The following is a 24,114-nucleotide window of genomic DNA, read 5'->3' on the forward strand; positions in this document are numbered from 1 at the left end:
GGAAACGACGGCGTGACGGTGCATTTCATCGGAGCCGGGCCCGGTGCGGCCGACCTCATCACCGTGCGCGGGCGCGACCTGATCGCCGCCTCACCGGTGTGCCTGTACGCCGGTTCCCTGGTGCCCAAGGAGCTCCTCGCGTACGCGCCCACCGGGGCCCGGCTGGTCGACACGGCCCGGCTCACGCTGGACGACATCGTGGCCGAGATGCTGAGCGCCCACGCGGCGGGACTGGACGTCGCGAGGTTGCAGTCGGGCGATCCGTCGATCTACAGCGCGATGGCCGAGCAGATGCGCCGCCTGGACGCCGCGGGGGTGCCGTACGACGTGACCCCCGGCGTCCCCGCGTTCGCCGCCGCCGCCGCTTCGCTCAGGCGCGAGCTGACGGTGCCCGGGGTCGGGCAGACGGTCGTGCTGACCCGCACGTCCGCCCGCGCGACCCCGATGCCCGACGGGGAGGATCTGGCCACCTTGGGGCGCAGCCGCGCCACGATGGTGCTGCACCTCGCCGTCCAGCGGATCGCCGCCGTGGTGGAGGAGCTCATCCCCGCCTACGGCGCCGCCTGCCCGGTGGCCGTGGTCGCCCGGGCGAGCCGCGACGACGAGCTCGTCCTGCGCGGCACCCTGGCCGACATCGCCGCGAGGGTGGCCGAAGCGGGGGTCGTCCGTACCGCTGTGATCGTCGTGGGCGGCGTCCTGACCGCCTCCGAGTTCCCCGACAGCCACCTGTACTCCGTCGCCCGCGACCGCGGCCCGGAGCACGGCGACGCCGACCGGCACGCTGACGGCGCCCCATCCGACGGCCGGAGCGCGGACGCGGACGGCGGGGGCCGGTCGTGATCGAGTATGTGCGGGACGGGGCCGAGATTTACCGGCGGTCGTTCGCGACGATCCGGGCGGAGGCCCGCCTGGCCGGATTGCCCGGGGACGTCGCCCGCGTGGCCGTCCGCATGATCCACGCCTGCGGCATGGTCGATCTGGTCGACGATCTGGCCTGGTCCCCGGGCGTCGTGGCCCGCGCCAGGGCGGCCCTGCTCGCCGGGGCGCCGGTGCTGTGCGACGCCGCCATGGTGGCCTCCGGGGTGACCCGCCGGCGCCTGCCCGCCGGCAACGAGGTGATCTGCACGCTCGGCGACGCCCGGGTGCCTGAACTGGCCGTTCGGCTCGGCACCACGCGCAGCGCCGCGGCGCTGGAGCTGTGGCGCGACCGGCTCGACGGCGCCGTGGTGGCCGTCGGCAACGCTCCGACGGCGCTGTTCCGGCTGCTCGAACTGGTGCGGGAGGGGGCGGGCCGGCCCGCCGCCGTGCTCGGCGTCCCCGTCGGGTTCATCGGCGCGGCCGAGTCCAAACAGGCCCTGACGGAGTACGGCGGCGACCTCGCGTACCTGGTCGTGCACGGCCGCAGGGGTGGAAGCGCGATGGCGGCGGCCGCCGTCAACGCGATCGCGAGCGAGGAAGAGTGAGCTGCGCATGAACGACTCCGGCCCGTCGCGGGACGCCGCACCGGCGGCACCCGGGCGCCTGTGGGGCGTGGGGCTCGGCCCCGGCGATCCCGAGCTGGTGACGGTGAAGGCCGCCCGGCTGGTGCGCGAGGCCGATGTGGTCGCCTACCACAGCGCGCGCCACGGCCGCAGCATCGCGCGCGGCGTCGCCGAGCCGTACCTGCGCGGCGACCAGGTCGAGGAACCGCTGATCTACCCGGTCACCACCGAGACCACCGACCACCCCGGCGGCTACCGGGGCGCCATCGACGACTTCTACGCCGTCTGCGCCGAACGGCTGGCCGCGCACCTCGACGCGGGACGCGACGTCGTCGTCCTGTGCGAGGGCGACCCGCTCTTCTACGGCTCCTACATGCACCTGCACAAGCGGCTGGCCCACCGTTACCCCACCGAGGTGGTCCCCGGCGTGACGTCGATGAGCGGGGCGTCGGCGGCGCTCGGCCGTCCGCTGGTCGAGGGGGAGGAGGCCCTGACCGTCCTGCCGGGCACCCTGCCGCCGGACGTCCTCGCCGAGCGGCTCGCCGCCACCGAGTCGGCCGCGATCCTCAAGCTCGGGCGCACCTTCCCCGCCGTGCGGGAGGCGCTCGACCGGGCCGGGCGGCTGGGCGAGGCCTGGTACGTCGAGCGGGCGAGCACCGACCGCCAGCGGATCGCTCCGCTCGCCGAGGTGGATCCGGCCGAGGTGCCCTACTTCTCCATCGCCGTCATCCCCAGCCGCGCCGGCGCCTCCCTCACCCGGACCACCGGCACAGGCGACACCATGGGCGCCGGCACCCATGCCGGCGCGGCTGCCCACACCGCAGCCGCCCACACCGCGGCGCATGGCAGCCCAACGGACAGTGGTCCCCCCAGGGGTGGTATGGCGGAAGTCGCCCAGCCGGGCACTGCTCCGGCGGCAGCCGTCCTGGGAGGGGTTGATCCGGTGGGGACCGGTTCGGCTGGGGGTGGCATGGCGGAGGGCGTCGTGCCCCGGGCGTCCGGGGCGGAGGCGGGCCGTGGAGAGGTGGTCGTGGTCGGGCTGGGGCCGGCGGGACGGTCGTGGCTGACGCCGGAGGCGCAGGACGCGCTGGCCACCGCGGACGACCTGGTCGGCTACGGCCCCTACCTGGACCGCGTCCCGCCGAACCCGCGCCAGCGCCGTCACCCCACCGACAACCGGGCCGAGGCCGAACGCGCCGCGCACGCCCTGGAGATGGCGCGGTCCGGCGCCCGGGTCGCGGTGGTGTCCTCCGGCGACCCCGGCGTGTTCGCCATGGCGAGCGCGGTGCTGGAGGTGGCGTGCGAACCCCGGTTCGCGGGGGTGCGGGTGCGCGTGGTCCCCGGGCTGACGGCCGCGCAGGCGGTCGCCGCCAGGGCCGGCGCGCCGCTCGGGCACGACTACTGCGTGCTCTCGCTGTCCGACCGGCTCAAGCCGTGGGAGGTGATCGCCGGGCGCGTCACCGCCGCGGCGCGCGCCGATCTGGTGCTGGCGATCTACAACCCGGCCTCGCGCAGCCGTACCTGGCAGGTGGGCGCGGCCCGCGACCTGCTGCTGGAGCACCGTGCGCCCGACACCCCCGTGGTGGTCGGGCGGGACGTCGGCGGGCCCGGCGAGAGCCTGCGCGTCACCACGCTGGCCAAGCTGGACCCGGCCGACGTCGACATGCGCTGCCTGCTGGTGGTCGGCTCCTCCACCACCCGGATCGCCGAGCGGGACGGCCGCCCGGTGGTGTTCACCCCTCGCCGCTACCCCGCCTGAGCCGGAAGCCGGAGCCGGAGCGGACAGCCGGGCGGGTGCCGTCCGGTCCGGGTCACTTCTCGGTGTCACTCGGCCTGAGCGAGTGCGGGTCACTTCTCGGTGTCACCCGGCCTGAGCTGCTGAGCCGGCGGCGGGGAGGAGGGCGAGCGCCGTCGTCGCGGGGTGGTCAGTGTTCGGTTTCACCCGGATCGGGATCGGGGAGGTCGTCGAGCCAGGTCATGGCCTCTTCCACGGTGCCGGCGACCTGCGTGTCACCGGCGGGCAGGGGGAGGGGAGGGCGCCGCACCACGACGACGGGCAACCGCAGTTCGCGGGCGGCCCCGAGCTTGGCCATGGTCATGGTCCCCCCGCTGTCCTTGGTGACCAGGACGTCGACGCGGTGGGCGCGCATCAGAGAGAGCTCGCCGTCCAGGGTGTAGGGGCCGCGGTCGAGCAGGAGGTGATGGTGGCGGGGGAGCGGCGGTTCGGGCGGGTCCACGGTGCGGATGAGGAACCACAGCTCGTCCAGGCCCGCGAAGGCCGGCAACCCCTGCCGGCCCGAGGTGAGGAAGACGCGCCCGCCGAGGGCCGGCAGCGTCCCGGCCGCCTCCTCCAGCGACGCCACCCAGTGCCAGTCGTCCCCTGGGCCCTCGATCCATCCCGGACGCCGGAGCACCAGCAGCGGCACGCCCGCCGCCGCGCACGCCTGGACGGCTGAGGCGGTGATCCGGGCGGCGAACGGGTGCGTGGCGTCCACCACGGCGCCGATCCGCCGTTCGCGCAGCCAGGCGGCCATGCGCTCGGGGCCGCCGAACCCGCCGACCCGCACCTCGCCTTCGGGCAGCTTGGGATCACTCACTCGTCCGGCCAGGGACGACACCACCCGCGTTCCCGGCCTGCCGGCCAGTTCGGCCGCCAGCCCCCGCGCCTCCCCGGTCCCGCCCAGGACCAGCACCGTCCGCCCCACATGCCCGCGCCCACCGTCCACCGGCCGTCCCCCCTCACCCGAAGACCATTGTCCGCCCGGCGACAGGACGTTGACGTCACGCTTCTTCGGGGGCGTCCTGCTGCCAGATCCAGTTCCGCCGGTGATAGACCGGCCGCAGCCCGGCGCGCAGCATGTTGTTCAGCGAGGGGTTGCTCTCGCCCTCCCCGGGACGTCCGGCCTCGGCGATCAGCCATCGGCAGCCGGCGGCAGCGGCCTGCTCGGCGCGGGCCGCCATCAGGGCCGACTGCGCTCCCCGGCCGCGGTACTCCGGCAGCGTCGCCCCGGCGTTGAGCGCGCCGACGTCGCCGTGCAGGTAGAGGTTCGCGCCCGCGACGACGCGGTCGCCGTCCCACACCGCGAACGGCCGGAAGCGCGGGTGCCCGACGGTGGCCGTCATCATCCGCACCAGCCCTTGGTCGAGCATGCCGAACACCGACAGCACGACCGTGGCCCATTCTTCCGCGTCCTGCGGGCCGACCGGCCCGATCCGCATTTCTGTGCTTCCGGGGACGAAGGCGTCGACCGGTCCGCACACCTTGACGATTTCGCCTCCCGGGCGCAGGCCGTGCCGGGCGCGGATGTCCTCCCAGTCCGGCGGCAGCACGGACGGAGCGATCTGCAGCACCGCACGGCCGGCGCCCTCGCCACGGTAGAAGTCCAGCACGCGGCCGATGAGCTCGTCGGTGACCGGCTCCTCGAAGCCGAATCCGAGCGCCTTGCTCCAGTAACCGGACCGATCGCCGCGCATCGACAGCACGACGCCGCCCCCGACGCGGACCGTCGCGACGTGCAGCTTCGCGCTCGCGTCCGCCGGCATGCCCACCTCGTACTGGTACATGAACTCCGCCTCGGCGGCTTCCAGCACGGCGGCCGGCGGTGTGTTCGACATGGTCTTTCCTTGCTGCTGACATAGGTGCTGACATGGGTGCTGGCATCGCAGAAGGACACGAGATCGTGCCCGATGCCGCTGATAATCACCAAACGCATTGATCATGCGCTTTTGTTCAGATCTGTGGAGAAGTACCGCTTGGAGGTCGCGGCGGCCCGGCAGATGCGTCCGACCATCCAAGCCGGTACGGAGACGACGGACCGCTTCGGCCGCGCGCACCCCGGCGGGCACTGCGCGGGACGGCGGGCACTGCGCGGGACGGCCGGGGACCTGACACGCACCGTGTCGGCCTAGACCTCCTATAGCTACGGCGAGCCGCCACCCCAACGAGTCCCGCAGATCGCTCGTGCGATATGCGCGGAGTTAGCTATCGGTTTCAGTACGTAGCGATCTCAAGTAGTGCATACCTTTCGGTAACCACCTCGGTCTTCTCGACTCTGATCGGGCCGTTCATGGCATCGGTCGGAGAGGAGTTCCGTGGTGCGTGCCGAATGGGAGCAGGATGAGCTGATCAGCGTGTGGACGCTGGTCGAGGACGATTGGGACCTGGTCGGCGAAAAGGTGGGTGCCGGCAGGCTCGGTTTCGCTTTGACCTTGAAGTTTTACGAGATTGAGGGCCGGTTTCCCTCCTATCCCGAGGGATGCCCCCCGCCGCGGTGGAGTATGTGGCGTCGCTGGTGAAGGTCGAGGCGGGGTTGTTCGCGAAGTACTCCTGGCGGGGCCGGACGATCGAGCGCCACCGGGCGCAGATCCGTAAGAGATTCGGCACCCACTCGGCGACTGAGGATGATGAGGAGCGGCTGGCCCAGTGGCTGGCCGACAAGGTATGCCCGATCGAGACGAACCGGGATCGCTTGGCCGAGGCGATGCGGGAGCGGTGCCGTAGCACGAGCATCGAGCCGCCGACCAGCGGACAGGTGGAACGGGTGGTCAATTCCGCATGCCGCCGTTTCGAGGAGGCCTTCGCCGAGCAGGTGATGGCGCGGCTCGGGGCGACGGTATGTGCTCGTGTGGAGGAGTTGCTGGGGCGGCCGCACGTGCTGGCCGAGCTGAAGTCCGACCCCGGGCCGCTGGGGTTGGACACGCTGCTGACGGAGATCGGGAAGCTGGCGACAGCTCGTTCCCTGGGGCTCAGTGAGGCGGTGTTCACCGAGACTTCCGATCAGATCGTCGCGGCGTGGCGGGGCCGGGCGATGCGGATGTATCCCTCGGACTTCGCGGCATGCCGGCCGCCGGTGCGCTACACGCTGCTGGCGGCGTTGGGCTGGACCCGGCAGGCCGAGCTCGTCGACGGGCTGGTCGAGTTGCTGATCGGGTTGATCCACCGGATCAACGCACGCGCCGAGCGGCGGGTGGAGAAGGAACTGATCGGGCAGCTCGCCGCGGTGCCCGGCAAGCGCGGCATCTTCACCAAGATGGTGAACGCCGCGCTGAACAAGCCCGATGAGACCGTCCGGCAGGTGGTCTTCCCTGCGGTGCCGGGCGGAGAGAAGACGCTGCGGGCGCTGGCCAAGGAGCTGATGGCCACTGAACGCGTGGTCGCCGAGCGGGTCCGCTACCAGTTGCGCGGCTCCTACTCGCACTATTACCGGCGGATGCTGGCGCCGCTGCTGGCCGCGCTGGAGTTCAAGTGCCACAACACCGCCTACCGGCCGGTGATGGACGCGATCGATCTGCTGGCCCGTTACGCAGGCGTCGATTCCGACCAGCGGCACTATGCGGCGGCCGAGACGGTGCCGATCGACGGGGTGGTGCCCAAGGCGTGGCTGGACGGCGTGGTCGACGCCGGCAGTGGTCGGGTTGAGCGGATCCCGTACGAGCTGTGCGTGCTGATCGCGTTGAAGGACGCGCTCCGCCGCCGCGAGGTCTATGTCGAGGGCGCTGGTCGATGGCGCGACCCCGATGAGGACCTGCCCGGCGACTTCGAGGACAACCGGGACGTGCACTATGCGGCGCTGGCCAAACCGCTGGATGCGACGGAGTTCATCGCTGACCTGAAGACGCGGATGCGGGCCGCCCTAAACAAGCTGAACACCGGCCTGGCCATCGGCAGCACCGGCGGAGTGCGGATCATCACCCGGGGCGGCAAACCATGGGTGAGCGTCCCCGAACTCGACAAGCTGCCCGAGCCGAGAAACCTCGGCAAGCTGAAGGCCGAGGTCCAGCGCCGGTGGGGCACCATCGACCTGCTCGACATTCTCAAGGACACCGCCTTCATCACCGACTTCCCCGACGCCTTCACCTCGGTGGCCACCCGCGAGGTCTTGGACAAACAGACGCTGAACCGCCGGCTCCTGCTCGTGCTGTTCGCATTGGGCACGAACATGGGGATCCGGCAGATGGCCGCGACCGGCGACCACGGCCAGGACGAGGCCGCGCTGCGGCACGTACGCGCGACCTACGTCACCCGGGAGAACCTGCGGGCGGCGATCGTCGCGGTGGTCAACGCCACCCTGGAGGCCCGCGATGCGCGCTGGTGGGGCGAGGCGACCAGCACCGCGTCGGACTCCAAGCGGTTCGCCTCCTGGGACTCCAATCTGATGACGGAGTTCCACGCCCGGTACGGCGGTTACGGCGTCATGATCTACTGGCACGTCGACAAGGGCCGACTCTGCATCTACTCCCAGCTCAAGTCGTGTTCCTCCTCCGAGGTCGCGGCGATGATCGAGGGCCTGCTGCGGCACTGCACCAACGCCGAGGTCGAAGCCAACTACACCGACACCCACGGCGCGACAACGGTCGGGTTCGCGTTCACCGAACTGCTGGGGTTCAAGCTGCTGCCCCGGATGAAGAACATCGGCGCGATCGAGCTGTACAGCCCCGACGCCGCCCAGACCGTATGGCCGAAAGTGGACAAGATTCTCAAGAAGCGGCCGATCGACTGGGACCTCATCGCCCGCAACTACGACCAGATGATCAAGTACGCGACCGCGCTACGGCTGCGCACGGCCGAAACCGAGCAGGTGCTGCGCCGTTTCATGAAGGGCAACGGGCCCAAGCATCCGGTCTACCTGGCCCTGGAGGAACTCGGCCGGGTCGTGCGCACGATCTTCGCCTGCGACTATCTCGCCGACGAACAGCTGCGCCGGGAGATCAACAGCGGACTACAAGTCGTGGAGAACTGGAACAGCGCCAACGACAAGATCTTCTACGGGCGCGAAGGAGTCCTGACTGGCGCCGACCGCGAGCACGCCGAGGTCTCAATGCTCACCCTGCACCTGCTCCAGTCCTCATTGGTGTTCATCAATACCCGCTCCTGCAAGCCGTCCTGCGAGATCCGCAGTGGGCCGGCAAACTCACGCAGGAAGACCGGCGAGCGCTCAGCCCTCTCTTCTGGGCTCACGTGAACCCCTACGGCCGGTTCCGTTTGGACATGGAAACCCAGCTCGACCTCACTGCGGCGTGAGCGGATCTTCGGCGGGTCCGCGCGCTGGTTGTGGCAGCACCCCGGGCTCCGGGGAGGATTGGGTCGGATCTTGGTACGACCGGCTGCTGGCGATCGGGCCTGATGCTGCGGCCCGCATCGGCCGGTTGCGCCCGTGCTCGGCCCTTTCGCGGCCAAGCACGGCGGGGACTTCTCCGAGGTGCCGACGGACAATGAGGCAACTGCGCGAGCTGGGGTTGACGCCCTGACGGGGTCCTGCGCCGCGCTCGGCGCAGGGAGATGCGTAGGTGGTTGATCTCAGGAGGTGCCTGCGCCCGGCGCAGGCGCCTCCCAGCGGTAGCTGGGAGGTGCCTGCCGACATCTCCGTCAAGCGGCGTCGAGCGCTTCGGTGATCTTTCGGGTCATGTCCGCCACGGTGGGGCTGGGCTGGCCCTGGTGGGTGCGGGCGGCTGCTTCGACGGCGACGATGACGGTGCGGCGGAAGTTGTCGGCCTCTGCCGGAGCCTGCTCCTTGAGCAGGGCCATGGCCGCCGTCAGGGCCGGCAGCACCTGGTCGGCGATCGCGGCTACCGACTTGCTGTCCAGATTCATGTCCTTGGGATACGTGGCGAGCACGTGCCCGACCAGCCCGGTGGCGGAGGACAGGGCGATGGAGCCGTCGGTGGCGGACTTGTGGGGCTTGCCGGCGGCATCGGCGGCGGACATCAGCGCGACGGCGCCGTAGGCGGCGGTGCGCAGGGTGAGCTTGTCCTGGTCGGTCAGGGTGACGGACATGATCGTGTGCTCCTTGAATGTGTTCTGAAGTTCGATGGAACGGATGAAGGGTGGAATGCGGTCCTGGTGGTGCCAGGGGTATCTCAATGCTGGGCCGGGGCCGCCGGCGTGGGCTTGGCGTCAGTCGTCGAGCGCCTGGTAGAGGGTGGTCCAGAAGTCGTTCATCAGGTGCGCCGGGCTCGGCACGGTGTAGCCGAGCTGGCAGAGCAGGATGCCGGTGAGCTGGTTGGACGGGTCGGCGTAGGCCGAGGTGCCGCTGCCGCCGTCCCAGCCGAACTGGCCGATGGGGGCGTAGTCGGCGCGGTAGGTGCGCACCGCCATGCCGAAGCCGCAGCCGCCCTGCTGGCCTTGGCCGAAGGAGATGTGGACATTGTCGGTGGCCATGGCGGTGCGGGGGGCGTTCTGTTCGGGGGTGAGGCGGTTGGTGGTCATCAGCTCGACGGCGGGCCGGGACAGGATGCGCTTGCCCTGGTGGGTGCCGCCGTTGAGCAGCATCTGGAAGTAGGCGTGGTAGTCGTCGGCGGTGGAGACCAGTCCGCCGCCGCCGCCCTGGAACGCCGGCGGCCGGCTCCACCGTCCGCCCTTGGGCTCGTCCCAGGTGAGGAACTCGCCGGTCTGGGGGTCGGGCGCGTACAGGATGGGCAGCCGGTCGATCTGGTCGGCGGGCACGTGGAAGCCGGTGTCGGTCATACCGAGGGGCTCGAAGATGCGCTCGCGCAGGAACTCCTCGAACGACTGGCCGGTGACCCGGGCCACCAGCACACCGGCCAGGTCGTTGCTGAGGTGGTACTGCCAGCGCTCGCCGGGCTGGTACTGCAGCGGCAGCGCGCCCAGGCGGCGCATCCACTCGTCTGGCTCAGGCACCTCCACCGGCAGGTTGGGCGTGAGCTCTTGCTCGAAGATCGCATTCATGATCGGAGTGCCCAGCGCGGTGAAGTCCATGCCGAGCCCGAAGGTGGAGGTCAGCACGTCCCGTACGGTGATCGGCCGCCGCGCCGGCACGGTGTCGTCCAGCGGGGCGTCGGGCCGCGTCAGCACCCGCCGGTCGGCCAGTTCGGGCAGCCACGGGTCCACCACGTCGTCCAGCCGCAGCCGGCACTCATCCAGCAGCACCATCGCTGCGGCGATCGACACCGGCTTGGACGTGGAGGCCATCCGGAAGATGGTGTCGCGGCGCATCGGCGCGCCACCGTCATGCTGCATCGTGCCGAGCGCTTCGACGTGCGTCTGGCCGCTCCGGCTGACCAGGGCCACGACTCCGGGGATCTTCCCCGAATCGACATGCCGCGCCAGCACCTCACGCAGTCTGCGCAGGCCGGTGGCGGAGAAGCCGCTGTTGCCGGTTCCCATCATGAATCTCCTTTACCTACAGTGTTGGATCTTGCGAAACCCCGCCCTGGTGCGGCGCTCATGGGCATCCGTGCGCGACGCGCGAGGGCCGGGGATGAACTCGGCGTGGCCCGGTTCGCGACCCGAGGCCGTGAGCGCTGGACCGTTCATGGCATCCACCGTGGCCGACCGCTTTGATACCGGGCCGTCGCCGCCGCTGACACGACCGCCGCAGGGCGATGGCGTTGCCCGGTGTACAGCGGCCGGCGCTGCTGCCAGCTCAGATCCGGGGGCCGAGGAAGCAGCCGCCGGAGGCGTCGATGATCTGCCCGGTCACCCATCGGCCCGTCTCGGAGGCCAGGAAGGCCACCACGTCGGCGATGTCGGCGGGGCGGCCGGGCCGGGGGATGGCGTTGCCTTTGCCCACCATCTGCTGGATCTCGGGGTTGTCGAGCATCCATGGGTTCATGTCGGTGACCGTCGGGCCGGGCGCCACGGCGTTGACCGTGATGCCCCGCCCGCCGACCACCTGGGCCAGGGAGCGGCTGAGCACCTCGATGGCGGCCTTGCTCATCGCGTACGGCTGCTCGGGCATCGCGATCCTGGTCGCCGCCGTGGACAGGTTGATGATGCGGCCACCGTCGTTCAGCAGGGGCAAAGCCCGCTGGATGATGAACAGCGGCGCCTTGGTGTTGACCGCGATCAGCCGGTCGAACGCCTCCGGCGTGATCGTCTCGATCGAGTCGGCGGTGATGGCGGCGTTGTTGACCAGGATGTCCAGCCGTACCTGGCCGGCCCGCGCGAGCAGGCCCACCTCAAGGGCGGTGAACAGGGTGTCCACATCCCCGGCCACGCCCAGTTCGGCCCGGATCGGGAAGGCCCGGCCGCCGTCTTTGTCGATCAGGTGCACGGTCTCCCGGGCGGCCGCCTCGTTGCTGCCGTAGTGCACGGCCACCAGCGCCCCGTCGGCCGCCAGCCGCCGCGCAATCGCCCGCCCGACCCCGCGCGAGGCCCCGGTCACCAGCGCCGTCTTGCCCAGCAAAGGCATCTCGTCACCTCAGAAGTCATGTGATTCTTCCCGCCACTAGGATCAGCGCGAACAACCGCCTGAAACAACGACAACCCACGCAATGCGGCATTAACCGCCGGGTTAACGCGAAGGAGGATCGTGGAACTTCGCGACATCGAGATCTTCCTGACCCTGGCCGAAGAGCTGCATTTCGGCCGGACCGCCGAACGGCTGCGCGTCACCCCCGCCCGCATCACCCAGGCCATCAAGAAGCAGGAACGCCAGATCGGTGCCCCGCTGTTCGATCGCACCAACCGCACGGTCCGGCTGACCCCGCTCGGCCGACAGTTCCGTGACGACCTCTGGCCCGTCTACACCGGGCTGCAGGACGGCATGCGCCGCGCCAAGCTCGCCGCCCAAGGCATCACCGCCGTGCTGCGCGTCGGCATGCTCTCTATCAACGCCTACGACCTGCGCCCCTACTGGGACACCTTCCGCACCCGCCACCCGCAGTGGAAGCTGCAGATCCAGCACGCCTCCTTCGTCGACCCGTTCGCCGGGTTGCGCCGTGGCGACCTCGACATCCTGATCTGCTGGCTGCCGGTCGAAGAACCCGACCTGACGGTGGGCCCGGTCCTGTTCGCCGACCCGCGGGTGGTGGCCGTGTCCACCGACCACGAACTCACCCGGCGCACCTCCGTCTCACTGGAGATGCTCGCCGACTTCCAGCACACCGACGCCCCGTCAAGACCGGACTACTGGGCCGACAGCTTCATCCCGTCCCACACCCGCAAGGGCCACCGGATCGAACGCGGCTTGTTGGTACACAACACGGAGGAGATCCTCGCCCTGGCCAGCACCGGGGACCTCGTCAACCTCTTCCCCGCCCACATGACGCGCTTCTGGAACCGGCCCGACATCGCCTACCTGCCCGTCAGCGACATCGACGCCCTGCCGTATGCCCTGGTGTGGCGAAGCGAGGCCGAGAACGACCTCATCCGGGCCCTCGCCCGGGTCGCCGCCGACATCAGCACCCTCGCCATCTGAGCCGCGCATCCTGAGCACGTCGCATTGGCCGCGCATGTTGAGGAGCTCCGCGTCCGGTGGTGTCTCCGGGCTGCCGGTCGTCGACCAAAGTCATCCCGGGTCGTGGCAGGGACTGTTCATCGTGGCGACCATGTTCGCCGGACCGCGCTGTATCGCGTCGAGGCGGGTCAGATCGGCCATCGGCACATCGCCTGGGTGGCGCTGATACCGCTGGCGGAGACCCGCGCTCATGTACGTGATAACAGTCTATTATCACGTACATGAGCGATCATCGGTGGCCGCCGAGCAGGCGATCCACCTACCCGGCTACTGCGCGACTCCGGCACGTTATCCGGTACATCATGCCGGGCACCGCCCTCGCCCGGCGGTCGGCGTGAGCGCGGCGCCGAAGGTCGCTGTCTTGCGCGGCGGGCACGTCACGCTCGCCGCGGCCGCGGACGCCTTCCTGGCCACTCCGCGCACGGCCAACCCCAACACCCACCGCGCCTACGCCTCGGCCATCGACCGCACCATCGACCTGCTTGGCCGCGACCGGCCGCTCGCCGAGATTGCCGACGCCGAGATCGGCACCGCGCTTGCCGAGCTGTGGGGCGCGAGCTCGCCGGCGACGTGGAACCGCAACCGCGCCGCCGTCGCCTCATGGCTGACCTGGTCCCGCACCAAGAAGCACTGGGCCGCACCCGCGGTCCCGGCCGACATTGAACGCCGCAAGGAAACCGTCGACGAAACCCGCGCGGTCGCCAAGACCACGATCCACCGGCTGCTGTCGCGCCGCGACATCCCCTTGCGCGAGAGGACGCTCTGGCGGATGCTCTACGAAACGGCCGCCCGGGCCGCCGAGATTTTGGCGCTCAACGTCGAGGACCTCGACCTGGAGCATCGGCGCGCCCCCGTCCGCTCCAAGGGCGGCGCCATCGAATGGGTTTACTGGGACAGCGGGACCGCTCATCTGCTGCCTCGACTGCTCCGGCTCCCGGACGGCACCTCACGCACCCACGGCCCGCTGTTCCTATCCGAGCGGCGCCCTGTGCCGGCCCGCCGCCCTGCGGCCGCCGACATCTGCCCGCACACTGGCCGCGCCCGCCTCGGCTATGACCGTGCCCGCGTCCTGCTGGACAAGTACGCCGACCTCGACCTGCACCAGCTGCGCCACAGCGCCGCCACCCACCTCGGCGAGGCCGAGGTCCCGCTGCAGCTCATCATGGGCAAGACCCGCCACAAAAACCCCCGCACCTCCATGCGCTACGTCAAACCCGGCGCCGAAGCCATCGCCAAGGTCACCGAGGTTCTGGCGCCTCGTCGCCGTACTCACTAGTCAACCGAGTGGCGGCTCGCCGCAGCTATAGGAGTTCCGGGCCGTGTCAGGGCGCGAGTGGTGCGGGGCCGGGGGCGCAGGAGGCGGAACGCAGAATATGGGGGCTTCGCCCCCATGTCGGGTGCCGGGCGGGGAAGCGATACTCGGGCGCTGTGACCCCTATGAGCCCGTCCGTCGCCGCGCCGCCCCGGACCCGCACCGTGGTTCACGGGCAGACGCCTCCCGCTCCCTCGGCTCCCCCGGCGCCGGAGGCCGTCGCCCGCGTACCGGGCGGCTCCACCAGGCCGGCCGCGAGCCTGTCCGACGCCGTACAGCCGCTCGTCCGCCGCGCGGCGGACCGACTGGTGGCCGGCGGATCGCGCATCGAGGGCATCGAGGGCATCAAGGGCGGCAAGGGCGGCCGAAGCGCCGATGGCGCCGGACTCGTCCTCGCCTCGATCCGCGAACGGTTCGCGGCCGACCTGACGGCCGCGCTGACGCGCATCGCGGCCCGCGTCCTCGTGCACGAGCTGAACGCGCGGCGGGCCGGGGGGCGGCTTGCGGGCGGCACGCCGGCCGAGCGGTTCGCCGGCTTCGTGCGCCAGGTGGGCACCGGGGACGGGCTGGCGGCACTGCTGAAGGACTACCCCGTGCTGGCCCGCCTGCTGGACCAGGCCGCCGACCAGGCGGTGGAGAGCGGGCTGGAACTGCTGACCCGCTTCACCGCGGACCGCGCGCACCTGCGGGACCTCCTGGACGCCGATCCGGGCGGACTTGTGGAGTTCTCCGCGGCGGGCGACCGCCATGTCGGCGGTCGCGCGGTCGCCCTGGTGACGCTGGCCGGCGGAGCGAAGGTCGTCTACCGTCCGCGGCCGGTCGAGGCGCACGTCTGTTTCGGCGAGGTGGCCGGCTGGCTCAACGAACGCGTGCCCGGCCTCGGCCTGCGCACGCCGCGGGTGGCGCGCCGGGACGGCTACGGCTGGACCGAGTTCGTGCCCGCCGAGCCGTGCGCCGACGCCGCCGAGGTAGAGCGGTTCTACGTGCGGGCCGGCGCGCTGCTGGCCCTGCTGTACGCGCTGAACGCCGTGGACGTCCACTACGAGAACCTCATCGCCTGCGGAGGGCAGCCGGTGCTGGTCGACGTCGAGACGCTGTTCCATCCGGCGCTGCCGGTCGAGGCGTCCGCCGATCCGGCGCTGCACGCGCTGCGGGACTCGGTGCAGCGCACCGCCCTGCTGCCGAAGCTGATGGTCGGCGAGCTCGGCGCCCTGGACATCTCCGGGCTGGGCGGCGACAAGGACGAGGTGTACCCCTTCCTGGCCGCCCAGTGGGAGGAGGCCGGGACCGACACCATGCGGCTGGTGCGCGGCGTCGCCCGATTCGCCGGGGCGGCCAACCGTCCCCGTCTGGACGGGGTGGACGCCGACCCGGCCGACCACGTGCCGAGCCTGCTCGCCGGATTCCGCCGGGCCTACGACGCCATCGCGGCCGGGCGCGACGATCTGCTCCGCGGGCCGCTGTCGCGGTTCGGCCGGGCCCAGGTGCGCGTGCTGCTGCGGCCGACGCGGTTCTACGGGGAACTGATGATCGAGTCGACCCACCCGGACGTGGTCAGGACGGCCGCCGACAGGGACGAGGTGTTCGGCCTGCTGGAGGCCGTGTCCGCCGGCGACCCGGCGCGGACGGCGGCGGTGCCGTCCGAGCGGGCCGACCTGTGGGCGGGGGACATCCCCTACTTCAGCGCGGTCCCGGGTTCGCCGGAGATCCGCGACAGCCGGGGCAGACCGTTGTCGTGGCGGCCGGCGGAGTGCGGGCTGGACACCGTGGCCGCCAAGCTGTCCCGGCTCGGCACGGCCGACCGGGAGAACCAGGAATGGCTCATCCAGGCCTCGATGGCGGCCCGGTCGGCCGCCGGACCACGCGAGCCGGCGGACGGGACGACCGGCGGATCGCCGGAGCCGGGGGACGAGGCGTCCACCACACGGCGGGCACCGGGGGACGGCACGGCTCACGCGCGACGAGCGTCCGAGGAGGGCATGGCTCACGCGCGACGAGCGTCCGAGGAGGGCATGGCTCACGCGCGACGAGCGTCCGCGGAGGGCATGGCTCACGGGCGGCAGGGGCGGGGGAGCCGGGGGGCCGGTGGGCGGCACGCGCCGGGGGAGTCGCCGGGGGCGCCGTCCCAGGCGATGGTGCCCCATCCTGAGGCGCTCGTCGCCGCGGCGCGCGGCATCGCGGACCGCCTGTGCGCGACCGCCCACCGCGACGGCGGCACGGTGAACTGGCTCGGCCTGGAGCCCGTCGAAGACGGCCGCTGGATGGTCATGCCGCTGGGCGGCGGGCTGGCCGGCGGTTACCTCGGCGTCGCGCTGTTCCTGGCCCAGGCGAGCCGCGCGACCGGGATCTCCCGCTACATGGACGTCGCCCGGATGGCGGTGCGTCCCATCCCGGGGCTGCTGGAGCAGATCGGCGCGAACCCGGAGCTGCTCCGGGCGGTGGGGTGCGGCGGTTTCGGCGGGCTCGGCGGCATCGCGTTCGGCCTGTCACAGCTCGGCCTCCTGCTGGGCGACTCCGAGGTGACGAGCTGGGTCGCGCCCGCGGTGGAGGCCGCTGGTGCGGCGGTCACCGACGAGGCGCCGCTGGACGTCCACGACGGCCTGGCGGGATGCCTGGCCGCGATGCTCGCCGTCCGGCAGACCACGGGTTCGGCGCCGGCCGGCCGCGTGGCGGCGGCGTGCGCCGAGCGCCTGACCTCGGCGGCGCCCTCGGCGGATCTGCCGCCGGGGTTCGCCTTCGGCGCCGCCGGTGTCGGATGGGCGCTGGCCAAATACGGGCGCGGCGATGTGGGGGGCAAGGTGGGGGCTCGCCTGCTCGCGGACGCCCGGGCACGGGCGCCCGAAGAGAACACCTGGTGCCACGGCGCGGCGGGAGTGCGCCTCGCCCTGGCGGACACCGCCGACACCCCGGACATCCCGGCGGATGCCGCTCTCGCGGGCGGCTCCCCATCCCTCATGGGCGCGGGGGTCTCGCCGGGCGGGCACACAGGCGCCGGCGTTCCGGCGGGCGGCCCCTCAAGGTCGGCCGGGAGGACGCTGGGCGGCCATGGTCTGTGCCATGGCGAGACGGGGCGGTTGGAGGCGTTGAGTGCGCCGGCGCGGCGGGGAGACGTTTCGGCGCGGCGTGAGCTGCGCCGGGACGCCGGCAGGTTGCTGGCCTCGCTGGACACTCATGGAGCGCGGTGCGGCACTCCCCGCCACGCTCCGACCCCGGGCCTGCTCGACGGCCTGGCCGGCATCGGCCATGGACTGCTCAGGCTGGCCCTTCCGGAAACAACGACGTCGGTGCTGCTGCTGCGGCCCGCTGATGAAGGAGAGATCCGTGGAATGTGACGACCGTGAGACCGCCGGGGGGCCGGCCTCGTCCTGGCAGGAGCGGGTGGGCCGTCCGGCCGGCTCGATCATGATCAGGCTGGCCGGGGTCTCCCCGGTGACCCGCGCTCTGGTGCTGGCCGGGCTGACGGCCGGGACGACGCTCGTGCTGGGCTCGCCCGACACGGCGGCGGGCGTCGTGCTGGCCGCCGGCGGGGACGACACCGTCCTTCCCGTCACCATCAGCACCTGCTAAAAGCCCATATTTCGTGACATGGCGGCAGATAATCTGTCGTCATGTCATTCACCTCCCCCATTCTGGTCGGGCGTGAGCGCGAAACCGAACAACTCGACCGGCGCCTGTCCGCCGCCCGTCAAGGGCGCGGCGGCGCGGTCTTTCTGCTCGGCGACCCCGGGATAGGCAAGTCCCGCCTTTCCGCCGAATGCGCGTACCGGGCATTCGACGCTGGAATGACCGTGTTACGGGGACGCGGTGGCAATGTCAGCGCGGACATCCCGTTCAAACCGTTATGCGAGGCGCTGCTCTCCTACAGCAGGACCAACCCCCCGCCCGACGACCCCGCGCTGGCGCCCTACCTGCCGGCGCTGACCCGGCTGGTCCCGGAGTGGCGGCGGGCGGGGATCGCCGGCCACCTGGAGTCGGTGGTGGTCCTGGCCGAGGCCATCCTGCGCCTGCTGGCGGTGATCGGGCGGGACGGCGGCTGCCTGCTCATCCTTGAGGACCTGCACGAGGCGGACGCCGACACGCTCGCCGTCGTGGAGTACCTGGCCGACAACCTCGCCGAGACGCCCGCCCTCCTGCTGGCCAACCTGCGCAGCCACGCGGGACCCGCCCGCGCCGTCGCGGAGTCGTGCCACCTGCGGCGCACCGCGGGCCTCATCGACCTGGCGCCGCTGCCGCCCGACCAGCTCGCACGCCTGACGGCCGCCTGCCTGGACGTCTCGCCGGAGGACCTGCCCCGCCAGTTGGTCGGCCGTTTGGAACGTGACACCGCGGGCGTCCCGTTCATCGTCGAGGAACTGCTCGCCGCGATGGCCGGCGTCGGCGCCCTGGAGCGCGACGGCCGGCGCTGGCGGCTGAACGGCGACCCAGCGATCGACGTGCCGACCACGCTCGTCCGTAGCATCACCCTGCGCGCCGCGCACCTGGGTCCCTCGGCCCGGGATCTGCTGCACACGGCGGCGATCTTCGGCTCCCGCTTCCCGGTCCCGGTGATCCAGGAGGTCGCCGGCCTGGACGACCGCGAGGTCATGGCCTTCCTGCGGTCGGCGACCGACGCGCGGCTCATCACACCGGACGACTCCGCCAGCGACTGGTACGCCTTCCGCCACGCCCTGATGGCCGAGGCCCTGCTGTCCGCGCTGATCCCGGCCGAGCGCAAGCTGATCGCGCGCAGCGCGGCCGACGCGCTGGAGCGCCTGCACCCCGGGCTGCCCGGGGAGTGGTGCCAGATGGCGGCCACCCTGCGCCTGAGCGCGGGGGACGCGCTCGGCGCGGCCGGTCTGCTGGCCGACGCCGGTCGCCGCCTGCTGGGCGACGGCGCCGCCGACCTCGCCGTCACGTTGCTGGACCGCGCCTACGGCATGCTCGGCTCCGCCCCCGCCGACCTGCGGGCGAGCGCCATCCAGGGGTTGTTGCACGCGCTGACCGAGAGCGGGGAGGCCGACCGCGCCTACGCGCTCGCCAAGGACCTGCCGATCACCGGCGACCTGGCGATGACCATCCCGCACGAGATCGACCTGCGCACCAAGCTGGCGTGGGTGGCCGCCGAGATCGGCCAGACCGCCGACGGCCTCGCGCACGTCGCCGCGGTCCGCAGGCTGCTCGACATCGGCCCCGACGAGGCCAGGGCCGCCGCCATCGACGTGATCGAGGCCCAGCTCATCGTCCCCGACCACGGCGTGCTGCAGCAGAGCCCCCAGCGGATGGCCGCCGCGGAGACCCTCGTGCGGCGGGCGGCCGAGGTCGCCGAGCGCGTCCCGCTCCCCGAGGTGGCCTGCCAGGCGTGGGAGCGGATGGCGCTGTTCTCCCGGGTCCGCGGGTTCGACGAGCCCGACCGATGCCTGACCCGGGTGCTGACCATCGCCGACGCCCACGGGCTGAGGCTGTGGAAGCTGCGGGCGATGGTGCGCCTGGCCGCCAACCACGCCCTGCGCACCGGCGAACGAGACCGGCTGGAGGAGGTCGGCAGGGCGGCGGAGCGGGCCGGCGCGATCAGCCTGGTCCACACCGCCCAGGCCTCCCTGGTGATGATGGCGGTCCTGCGCGGCGAGTACGGCGAGGCCCACGAGCTGGCCGTGCCGTGCGTCGAGACGACCATCCGCCTCGGCCACACCGCCTACACCCAGTACCTTCTGCTCGCCCAGGCCACGCTCGCCGCCCATCAGGCCAAGCGCGCGGACATGGAGCTGGCGCTGGAGCGGTTCCGCCGGTGGGGAGGGGAGAACAGCCTGCACATGCCGGTCGTCCACGGCCTGTGCCAGGCCACGTGCGCCCTGCTGGAGGAGGACCGCGACCTGTGCGCCGAGATGCTGGCCAAAGCTCGGGACTGGGAGGAGCGCAACCCCACCGTCTACTACCTGACCGGCAGGTACGGCATCGGCGTGCTCATGGAGGTGCTGGCCGGGAGGGCGGGCCGCGCCGAATGGCGGGCCGCGGACGCCACCTCGGCCGCCGAGCTGGCCTGGAACCGGCACTTCCTCCACCTGGCCGACGCGGTGTTGCTGGGCCGCGACGGCGACGCGGACGGCGCGCTCGCCGCGTTCGCGGCGGCCGCGGAGAACGGCCGGCCGTTCCCGCTCGCCCGGAACCTCGGGCTGCGGCTGGTGGCCGAGGCCGCCCTGGCCGACGGCTGGGGAGAGCCGCTGGTCTGGCTGCGCACCGCCGAGGAGTACTTCCACCAGGCCGGCATCCCCGCCGTCACCGGGGCCTGCCGGGCCATGTTGCGCCAGGCGGGGGCCGCGGTGTCGCAGCGTCGCACCGGACGCGAGCAGGTGCCGAGCCGGCTGCGCGGCCAGGGCGTCAGCGTTCGGGAGTACCAGGTGCTGACCCTGCTCGCCGAACGGCGCGGCAACGTCGACATCGGCAAGCGGCTGTTCATCTCACCCCGGACGGTGGAGAAGCACGTCGCGAGCCTGCTGCACAAGACGGGCCTGCCCGACCGCGCCGCCCTGTACGAGCACGCCGCCGAGCTCATGCGCCGGGCTGACGCGGCCGACGCCCCCATGACGCCCCCGTGAGCCCCCACCGCGCCCCCACGAGACCCCGGGAATTTGGGGGCGCCGCCCGCATGTGACGCGCGCCGCGGATCGGCACAGTGCTTGTCATGAGCGGACACGGAAAGACGTCGCGGGCGGCGCCCGCCGGGCTCGGCCCGGCGTGGTGGGCGGACGGCCTGACGCTGGCGGAGCGGCTGGACCAGGCCGGCGGGCACCTCCCCGCCGGCCGGCCACCGGAGACGACGGGGGAGACCGCGCGCTGGCGGCTGCGGGAGTGGCGCGACGCCCACGGGCCGCTGGACGACGGGCGGTTCGAGCGGCGGCTGGCCGCGGCCGGGCTGAGCGTCGAGGAACTGGCCGCGCTGCTCGACGAGGAGCCCGCCGCGCTGGCGGGCCGCGCCGGCCGTCCCGCCTGGGCCGGGCAGGCCGCCGAGGCGGTCGCCGCCGCGGACACGGCGCCGGCCGGGGAGGGGTTCACGGCGGTCGTGGCGCCGTTCGCCGAGGGCGCGCTGCGGCATTTGGCCGGCGCGCTGGCCGAATGCGGACCGGCCGTCGAAGCCGGGGCCCTGCTGGCGGGCTGGGGTGGGGAGCTGCGGCAGCGGCTGGCCGCGCTGGCGGCGCGGACGCTGGTCCTGGAGCTCAACGTCATGCGCGTCGCCCGGCGGCTGGCGGGTGAGACGCCCGAGGAGCGGTTCGCCGGGTTCGTCCGGCACTTCCGGCGGCCCGAGGCGCTGGCGGCGCTGTGCGAGGAGTACCCGGTGCTGGCCAGGCTGCTGGCCGAGACCGCCGACCGGTTCGCCGCCACCCGCGGCGAGATGCTCGCACGCTTCGCGGCCGACCGCGACGAGATCGTCCGCACGCTGCTGGGCGGGGCCGACCCCGGCCCGCTGACCACGGCCGCCGCCGGCGGTGACACCCACCAGGGCGGCCGGTCGGTGAGCGTCCTGGGCTTCGACGGCGGCGCGCGGGTGGTGTACAAGCCGCGCCCGCAGTCCGTCCACCGCCACTTCAACGACGCGCTGGGCCGGCTCAACGAACGCGTCCCCGGCCTCGGCCTCACCCGCCTGGCGGTGCTGGACCGCGGCGCGTACGGCTGGGTGGAGTTCGCACCGCACCTGCCGTGCCGCGACCAGGAGGAGGTCGGCCGCTACTACCACCGGCTCGGCGCGCTGCTCGCGCTGCTGCACGCGCTGGACGGCGCCGACTTCCACTGCGAGAACCTGATCGCCTGCGGGGACCAGCCCGTGCTGGTCGACCTGGAGGCGCTGCTGCACCCCGTGGTGCCGGGCGCCGGATTCGACGGCCTGATGGCGGACCCGGCGGCGCGGGCACTGGAGGCCTCGGTGAGCCGCAGCGGCCTGCTCCCGGACCTGATGCTCGGCGAGAACGGCGTGATCGACCTGTCCGGGATGGGCGGCGACAAGGACGCCACCATGCCCGTCAAGAGCCCCGCGTGGGCAGGCCAGGGCACCGACGAGATGCGGCTGGTCCGCGACCACGCGACCTTCCCGGGAGTGGGCAACCGCCCGCGCGTCGGCGACGACGAGACCGGCGCCGCCGACCCCGCCGACCATGTCGAGGACATCCTGGCCGGGTTCGGGCGGGCCTACGAGGCCATCGTCGCGGACGCCGCCGGCCTGACCGGGCTGCTGGCCGTCTTCGCCGACGACGAGGTGCGGGTCGTCCCGCGCGCCACCCGGACCTACGGCAAGCTGATGATGGAGTCCACCCACCCGGACGTGCTGCGTCACGGCCTCGACCGTGACCGCGTCCTGGACCACCTCTGGGCGCTGTCCGGCGGCGACCCGCTCCGCGAGCGGATGACCGAGTACGAGACCGCGGACCTCTGGGCCGGCGACATCCCGATCTTCACGACCCGGCCCGGCGGCCGCGACCTGTGGACCTCCGGCGGCGTCCGGCTCCGCGGCGTGCTGCCCGAGTCCGGCCTTAGCCGCGCCGTCCGCAAGATCCAGGGCATGGGCGAGGCCGACCGGCGCCGTCAGGAATGGGTGATCCGCGCGTCGATGGCCTCCCGCGACCGCACCGGCCTGGCCGGCGTCGTCACCGGCGTCGTCACCGGCGTCGCGTCCGCGGCGCCCGCCGGCGGTGGTCCGGCGGACCGGGACCGGCTGGTCGCCGCCGCCCAGGACATCGCCGACCTGATCGACCGGCACGCCTGCGCCGACGACGGCCGGGTCAACTGGCTCGGGCTGGACCTGGTGGAGGACAAGTACTGGATGCCCCGGCCGCTGTCCTGGGAGCTGTACGGCGGCTACACGGGGGTGGCGCTGTTCCTGGCGCAGTGCGCCGCCGTCACCGGCCGGGAGCGGTACGCCGGCCTGGCCCGCCGCGCGGTCGTCCCCCTCGCCCGGCTCGCGGAGGACCCGCCGAATCAGGGCGTCATGGGGGCGTTCACCGGGCTGGGCGGCGTGGCGTACGCGTTGCTGCACCTGGCCGGCCTGCTCGGCGAGCCCGGCCTGGCGGGACCGGTGGAGGACCTGGTGGAGGCGTGCGCCAAGGCGGCCGGCCACGACGAGGTCCTGGACGTCATCGGCGGCGCCGCCGGCACCCTGGCGACGATGCTCGCGATCCACCAGGCCACCGGATCGGACGCGGCCTGGCGGACGGCGGAGGCGTGCGCCGAGCGCCTGCTCACCACCGCGATCCCCACCGGAGCGGGCATGGCCTGGCGGACGCCCATGTGCGGTGACCTGCCGCTGACCGGGTTCTCGCACGGCGCGGCCGGCATCGGCTGGGCGCTGTGCCGCTACGCCGAGGCGGGCGGCGACCCGCGCGCCCGAGAGACAGCCCTGGCCGCCTTCGCCTACGAGAGCGAGCACTACCGGCCGGACCTGCGGGGCTGGCCCGACTTCCGCACGGGGCAGGGCCCCGACGACACCCTCCACGCCTGGTGCCACGGCGCCCCCGGCATCGGCCTGTCCCGGACCTCCGCCCTGAACCCCGCCTCCCGGACGTCCGTCCTGACCCCCGCCTCCCGGGCGCCCGGCGACCTGACCTCCGCCTCCCGGGCGTTCTCCGACCTGACGTCCGCCGGCGGGGTGTCCGCCGATCCGGCGCGCGTGGATCCGGTGCGGGCCGACCTCGGCCTCGCGCTGGCCGCCGAGGCGGCGCACGGGCCCATGGCCAACCACAGCCTCTGCCACGGCGAGCTGGGCAACCTCGAACTGCTGATCCGGACCCGCGACCGGCCGGAAGTGGCCGGCCTCCTGACGGCCCGCACGGCTCGCGTGCTCGACGACCTCGAGCGCCACGGCCCGCGCTGCGGCGCACCCGGCCCGCACACGCCCGGCCTGATGAACGGGCTGGCCGGAATCGGGCACGGGCTGCTCCGGCTCGCCCTGCCCGGCCAGATCCCCTCAGTGCTCCTGTTCGAGGCCCCCGCCGGAAAGGACCAGCGATGACCAGGTCGCCGTACGAGGCGCCCCGCCGGGAGCGGTCGCCGATGGCCGGGTCGCCCTCCGGGGTGCCGCGCCGAAAGGGACCGGTCATGACCAGGCCGCTGTACGAGGTCCCTCCCTGGGAGCGGGCGCCGATGGCCGGCACGCCGTGCG

General features: G+C 72.8%; 15 protein-coding genes and 1 pseudogene. 11 read left to right on the top strand and 5 right to left on the bottom strand.

Annotated features, from left to right (window positions below):
* Positions 1-12 precede the first annotated feature (12 nt).
* Genes cobM through ACWEN6_RS18690 form a run of 3 tightly spaced genes read left to right on the top strand, consistent with a single transcriptional unit; the run spans position 13 to position 3,240 of the window.
* Positions 13-840, top strand: a complete 828-nt coding sequence (cobM, locus tag ACWEN6_RS18680; protein ID WP_452571318.1) for a precorrin-4 C(11)-methyltransferase — start codon at positions 13-15, stop codon at positions 838-840.
* On the top strand, positions 837-1,463 hold the full coding sequence (locus ACWEN6_RS18685; protein WP_354919925.1) for a precorrin-8X methylmutase: 627 nt from the start codon (positions 837-839) through the stop codon (positions 1,461-1,463). Before cobM ends, ACWEN6_RS18685 begins: the two co-directional genes overlap by 4 nt.
* Positions 1,464-1,470: 7 nt before the next feature.
* Entirely contained in the window at positions 1,471-3,240 is a 1,770-nt protein-coding gene (locus tag ACWEN6_RS18690; protein WP_452571319.1) for a precorrin-2 C(20)-methyltransferase, read from the top strand.
* A 166-nt stretch (positions 3,241-3,406) separates the two neighbouring features.
* Here ACWEN6_RS18690 and ACWEN6_RS18695 read toward each other — a convergent pair whose 3' ends face one another.
* Together ACWEN6_RS18695 and ACWEN6_RS18700 are read right to left on the bottom strand one after the other, a co-directional pair.
* On the bottom strand, positions 3,407-4,207 hold the full coding sequence (locus tag ACWEN6_RS18695) for a cobalt-precorrin-6A reductase (protein ID WP_452571320.1): 801 nt from the start codon (positions 4,205-4,207) through the stop codon (positions 3,407-3,409).
* Between the two features lie 55 nt (positions 4,208-4,262).
* A complete protein-coding gene (locus ACWEN6_RS18700) occupies positions 4,263-5,096 on the bottom strand; it encodes a GNAT family N-acetyltransferase (RefSeq protein WP_452571321.1) in 834 nt (277 codons plus the stop codon).
* Between the two features lie 111 nt (positions 5,097-5,207).
* Here ACWEN6_RS18700 and ACWEN6_RS18705 point away from each other — a divergent pair, with 111 nt between their 5' ends.
* Together ACWEN6_RS18705 and ACWEN6_RS18710 are read left to right on the top strand one after the other, a co-directional pair.
* Positions 5,208-5,390 carry a hypothetical protein gene (locus ACWEN6_RS18705; RefSeq protein ID WP_452571322.1) on the top strand — a complete coding sequence of 61 codons (183 nt, stop codon included), beginning with the start codon at positions 5,208-5,210 and terminating at the stop codon, positions 5,388-5,390.
* 222 nt (positions 5,391-5,612) lie between these two features.
* Positions 5,613-8,443: pseudogene (locus tag ACWEN6_RS18710) on the top strand (Tn3 family transposase).
* Positions 8,444-8,847: 404 nt separating this feature from the next.
* Here the strand turns inward: ACWEN6_RS18710 and ACWEN6_RS18715 are convergent.
* From ACWEN6_RS18715 to ACWEN6_RS18725, 3 genes are all read right to left on the bottom strand, one after another.
* Positions 8,848-9,255: a hypothetical protein gene (locus tag ACWEN6_RS18715; protein WP_452571323.1), complete on the bottom strand. Its 408-nt coding sequence runs from the start codon at positions 9,253-9,255 to the stop codon at positions 8,848-8,850.
* Between the two features lie 120 nt (positions 9,256-9,375).
* Positions 9,376-10,608, bottom strand: a complete 1,233-nt coding sequence (locus tag ACWEN6_RS18720; protein WP_452571324.1) for a serine hydrolase domain-containing protein — start codon at positions 10,606-10,608, stop codon at positions 9,376-9,378.
* A gap of 256 nt (positions 10,609-10,864) precedes the next feature.
* Positions 10,865-11,632: an SDR family oxidoreductase gene (locus tag ACWEN6_RS18725; RefSeq protein WP_452571325.1), complete on the bottom strand. Its 768-nt coding sequence runs from the start codon at positions 11,630-11,632 to the stop codon at positions 10,865-10,867.
* 120 nt (positions 11,633-11,752) lie between these two features.
* On the opposite strand from ACWEN6_RS18725, the gene ACWEN6_RS18730 reads away from it, so the two are divergent.
* The 6 genes from ACWEN6_RS18730 to ACWEN6_RS18755 all read left to right on the top strand — a co-directional run bounded on the left by ACWEN6_RS18730 (position 11,753) and on the right by ACWEN6_RS18755 (position 23,964).
* The gene (locus ACWEN6_RS18730; RefSeq protein WP_452571326.1) at positions 11,753-12,640 is read left to right on the top strand and encodes a LysR family transcriptional regulator; all 888 of its coding nucleotides are present in this window, start codon (positions 11,753-11,755) and stop codon (positions 12,638-12,640) included.
* 274 nt (positions 12,641-12,914) lie between these two features.
* Positions 12,915-13,955 (top strand): tyrosine-type recombinase/integrase, encoded by a 1,041-nt coding sequence (locus tag ACWEN6_RS18735; protein ID WP_452571327.1) that lies wholly within the window; start codon positions 12,915-12,917, stop codon positions 13,953-13,955.
* A gap of 161 nt (positions 13,956-14,116) precedes the next feature.
* On the top strand, positions 14,117-17,323 hold the full coding sequence (locus tag ACWEN6_RS18740; protein ID WP_452571424.1) for a type 2 lanthipeptide synthetase LanM family protein: 3,207 nt from the start codon (positions 14,117-14,119) through the stop codon (positions 17,321-17,323).
* Positions 17,313-17,558, top strand: a complete 246-nt coding sequence (locus ACWEN6_RS18745) for a hypothetical protein (RefSeq protein ID WP_452571328.1) — start codon at positions 17,313-17,315, stop codon at positions 17,556-17,558. Before ACWEN6_RS18740 ends, ACWEN6_RS18745 begins: the two co-directional genes overlap by 11 nt.
* Before the next feature lie 41 nt (positions 17,559-17,599).
* On the top strand, positions 17,600-20,563 hold the full coding sequence (locus ACWEN6_RS18750) for a helix-turn-helix transcriptional regulator (RefSeq protein WP_452571329.1): 2,964 nt from the start codon (positions 17,600-17,602) through the stop codon (positions 20,561-20,563).
* Positions 20,564-20,649: 86 nt separating this feature from the next.
* Positions 20,650-23,964: a type 2 lanthipeptide synthetase LanM family protein gene (locus tag ACWEN6_RS18755; protein WP_452571330.1), complete on the top strand. Its 3,315-nt coding sequence runs from the start codon at positions 20,650-20,652 to the stop codon at positions 23,962-23,964.
* The last annotated feature ends 150 nt before the right edge of the window (positions 23,965-24,114 follow it).

The sequence above is a fragment of the Sphaerisporangium sp. NPDC004334 genome (assembly GCF_053602655.1).

Excerpts from the sequence above, each read along its gene's own strand:
- ACWEN6_RS18690 (WP_452571319.1), top strand. The coding sequence starts at position 1,471 with ATGAACGACTCCGGCCCGTCGCGGGACGCCGCACCGGCGGCACCCGGG.
- ACWEN6_RS18700 (WP_452571321.1), bottom strand. The coding sequence starts at position 5,096 with ATGTCGAACACACCGCCGGCCGCCGTGCTGGAAGCCGCCGAGGCGGAG.
- ACWEN6_RS18715 (WP_452571323.1), bottom strand. The coding sequence starts at position 9,255 with ATGTCCGTCACCCTGACCGACCAGGACAAGCTCACCCTGCGCACCGCC.
- ACWEN6_RS18720 (WP_452571324.1), bottom strand. The coding sequence starts at position 10,608 with ATGATGGGAACCGGCAACAGCGGCTTCTCCGCCACCGGCCTGCGCAGA.
- ACWEN6_RS18725 (WP_452571325.1), bottom strand. The coding sequence starts at position 11,632 with ATGCCTTTGCTGGGCAAGACGGCGCTGGTGACCGGGGCCTCGCGCGGG.
- ACWEN6_RS18740 (WP_452571424.1), top strand. The coding sequence starts at position 14,117 with ATGAGCCCGTCCGTCGCCGCGCCGCCCCGGACCCGCACCGTGGTTCAC.
- ACWEN6_RS18750 (WP_452571329.1), top strand. The coding sequence starts at position 17,600 with ATGTCATTCACCTCCCCCATTCTGGTCGGGCGTGAGCGCGAAACCGAA.
- ACWEN6_RS18755 (WP_452571330.1), top strand. The coding sequence starts at position 20,650 with ATGAGCGGACACGGAAAGACGTCGCGGGCGGCGCCCGCCGGGCTCGGC.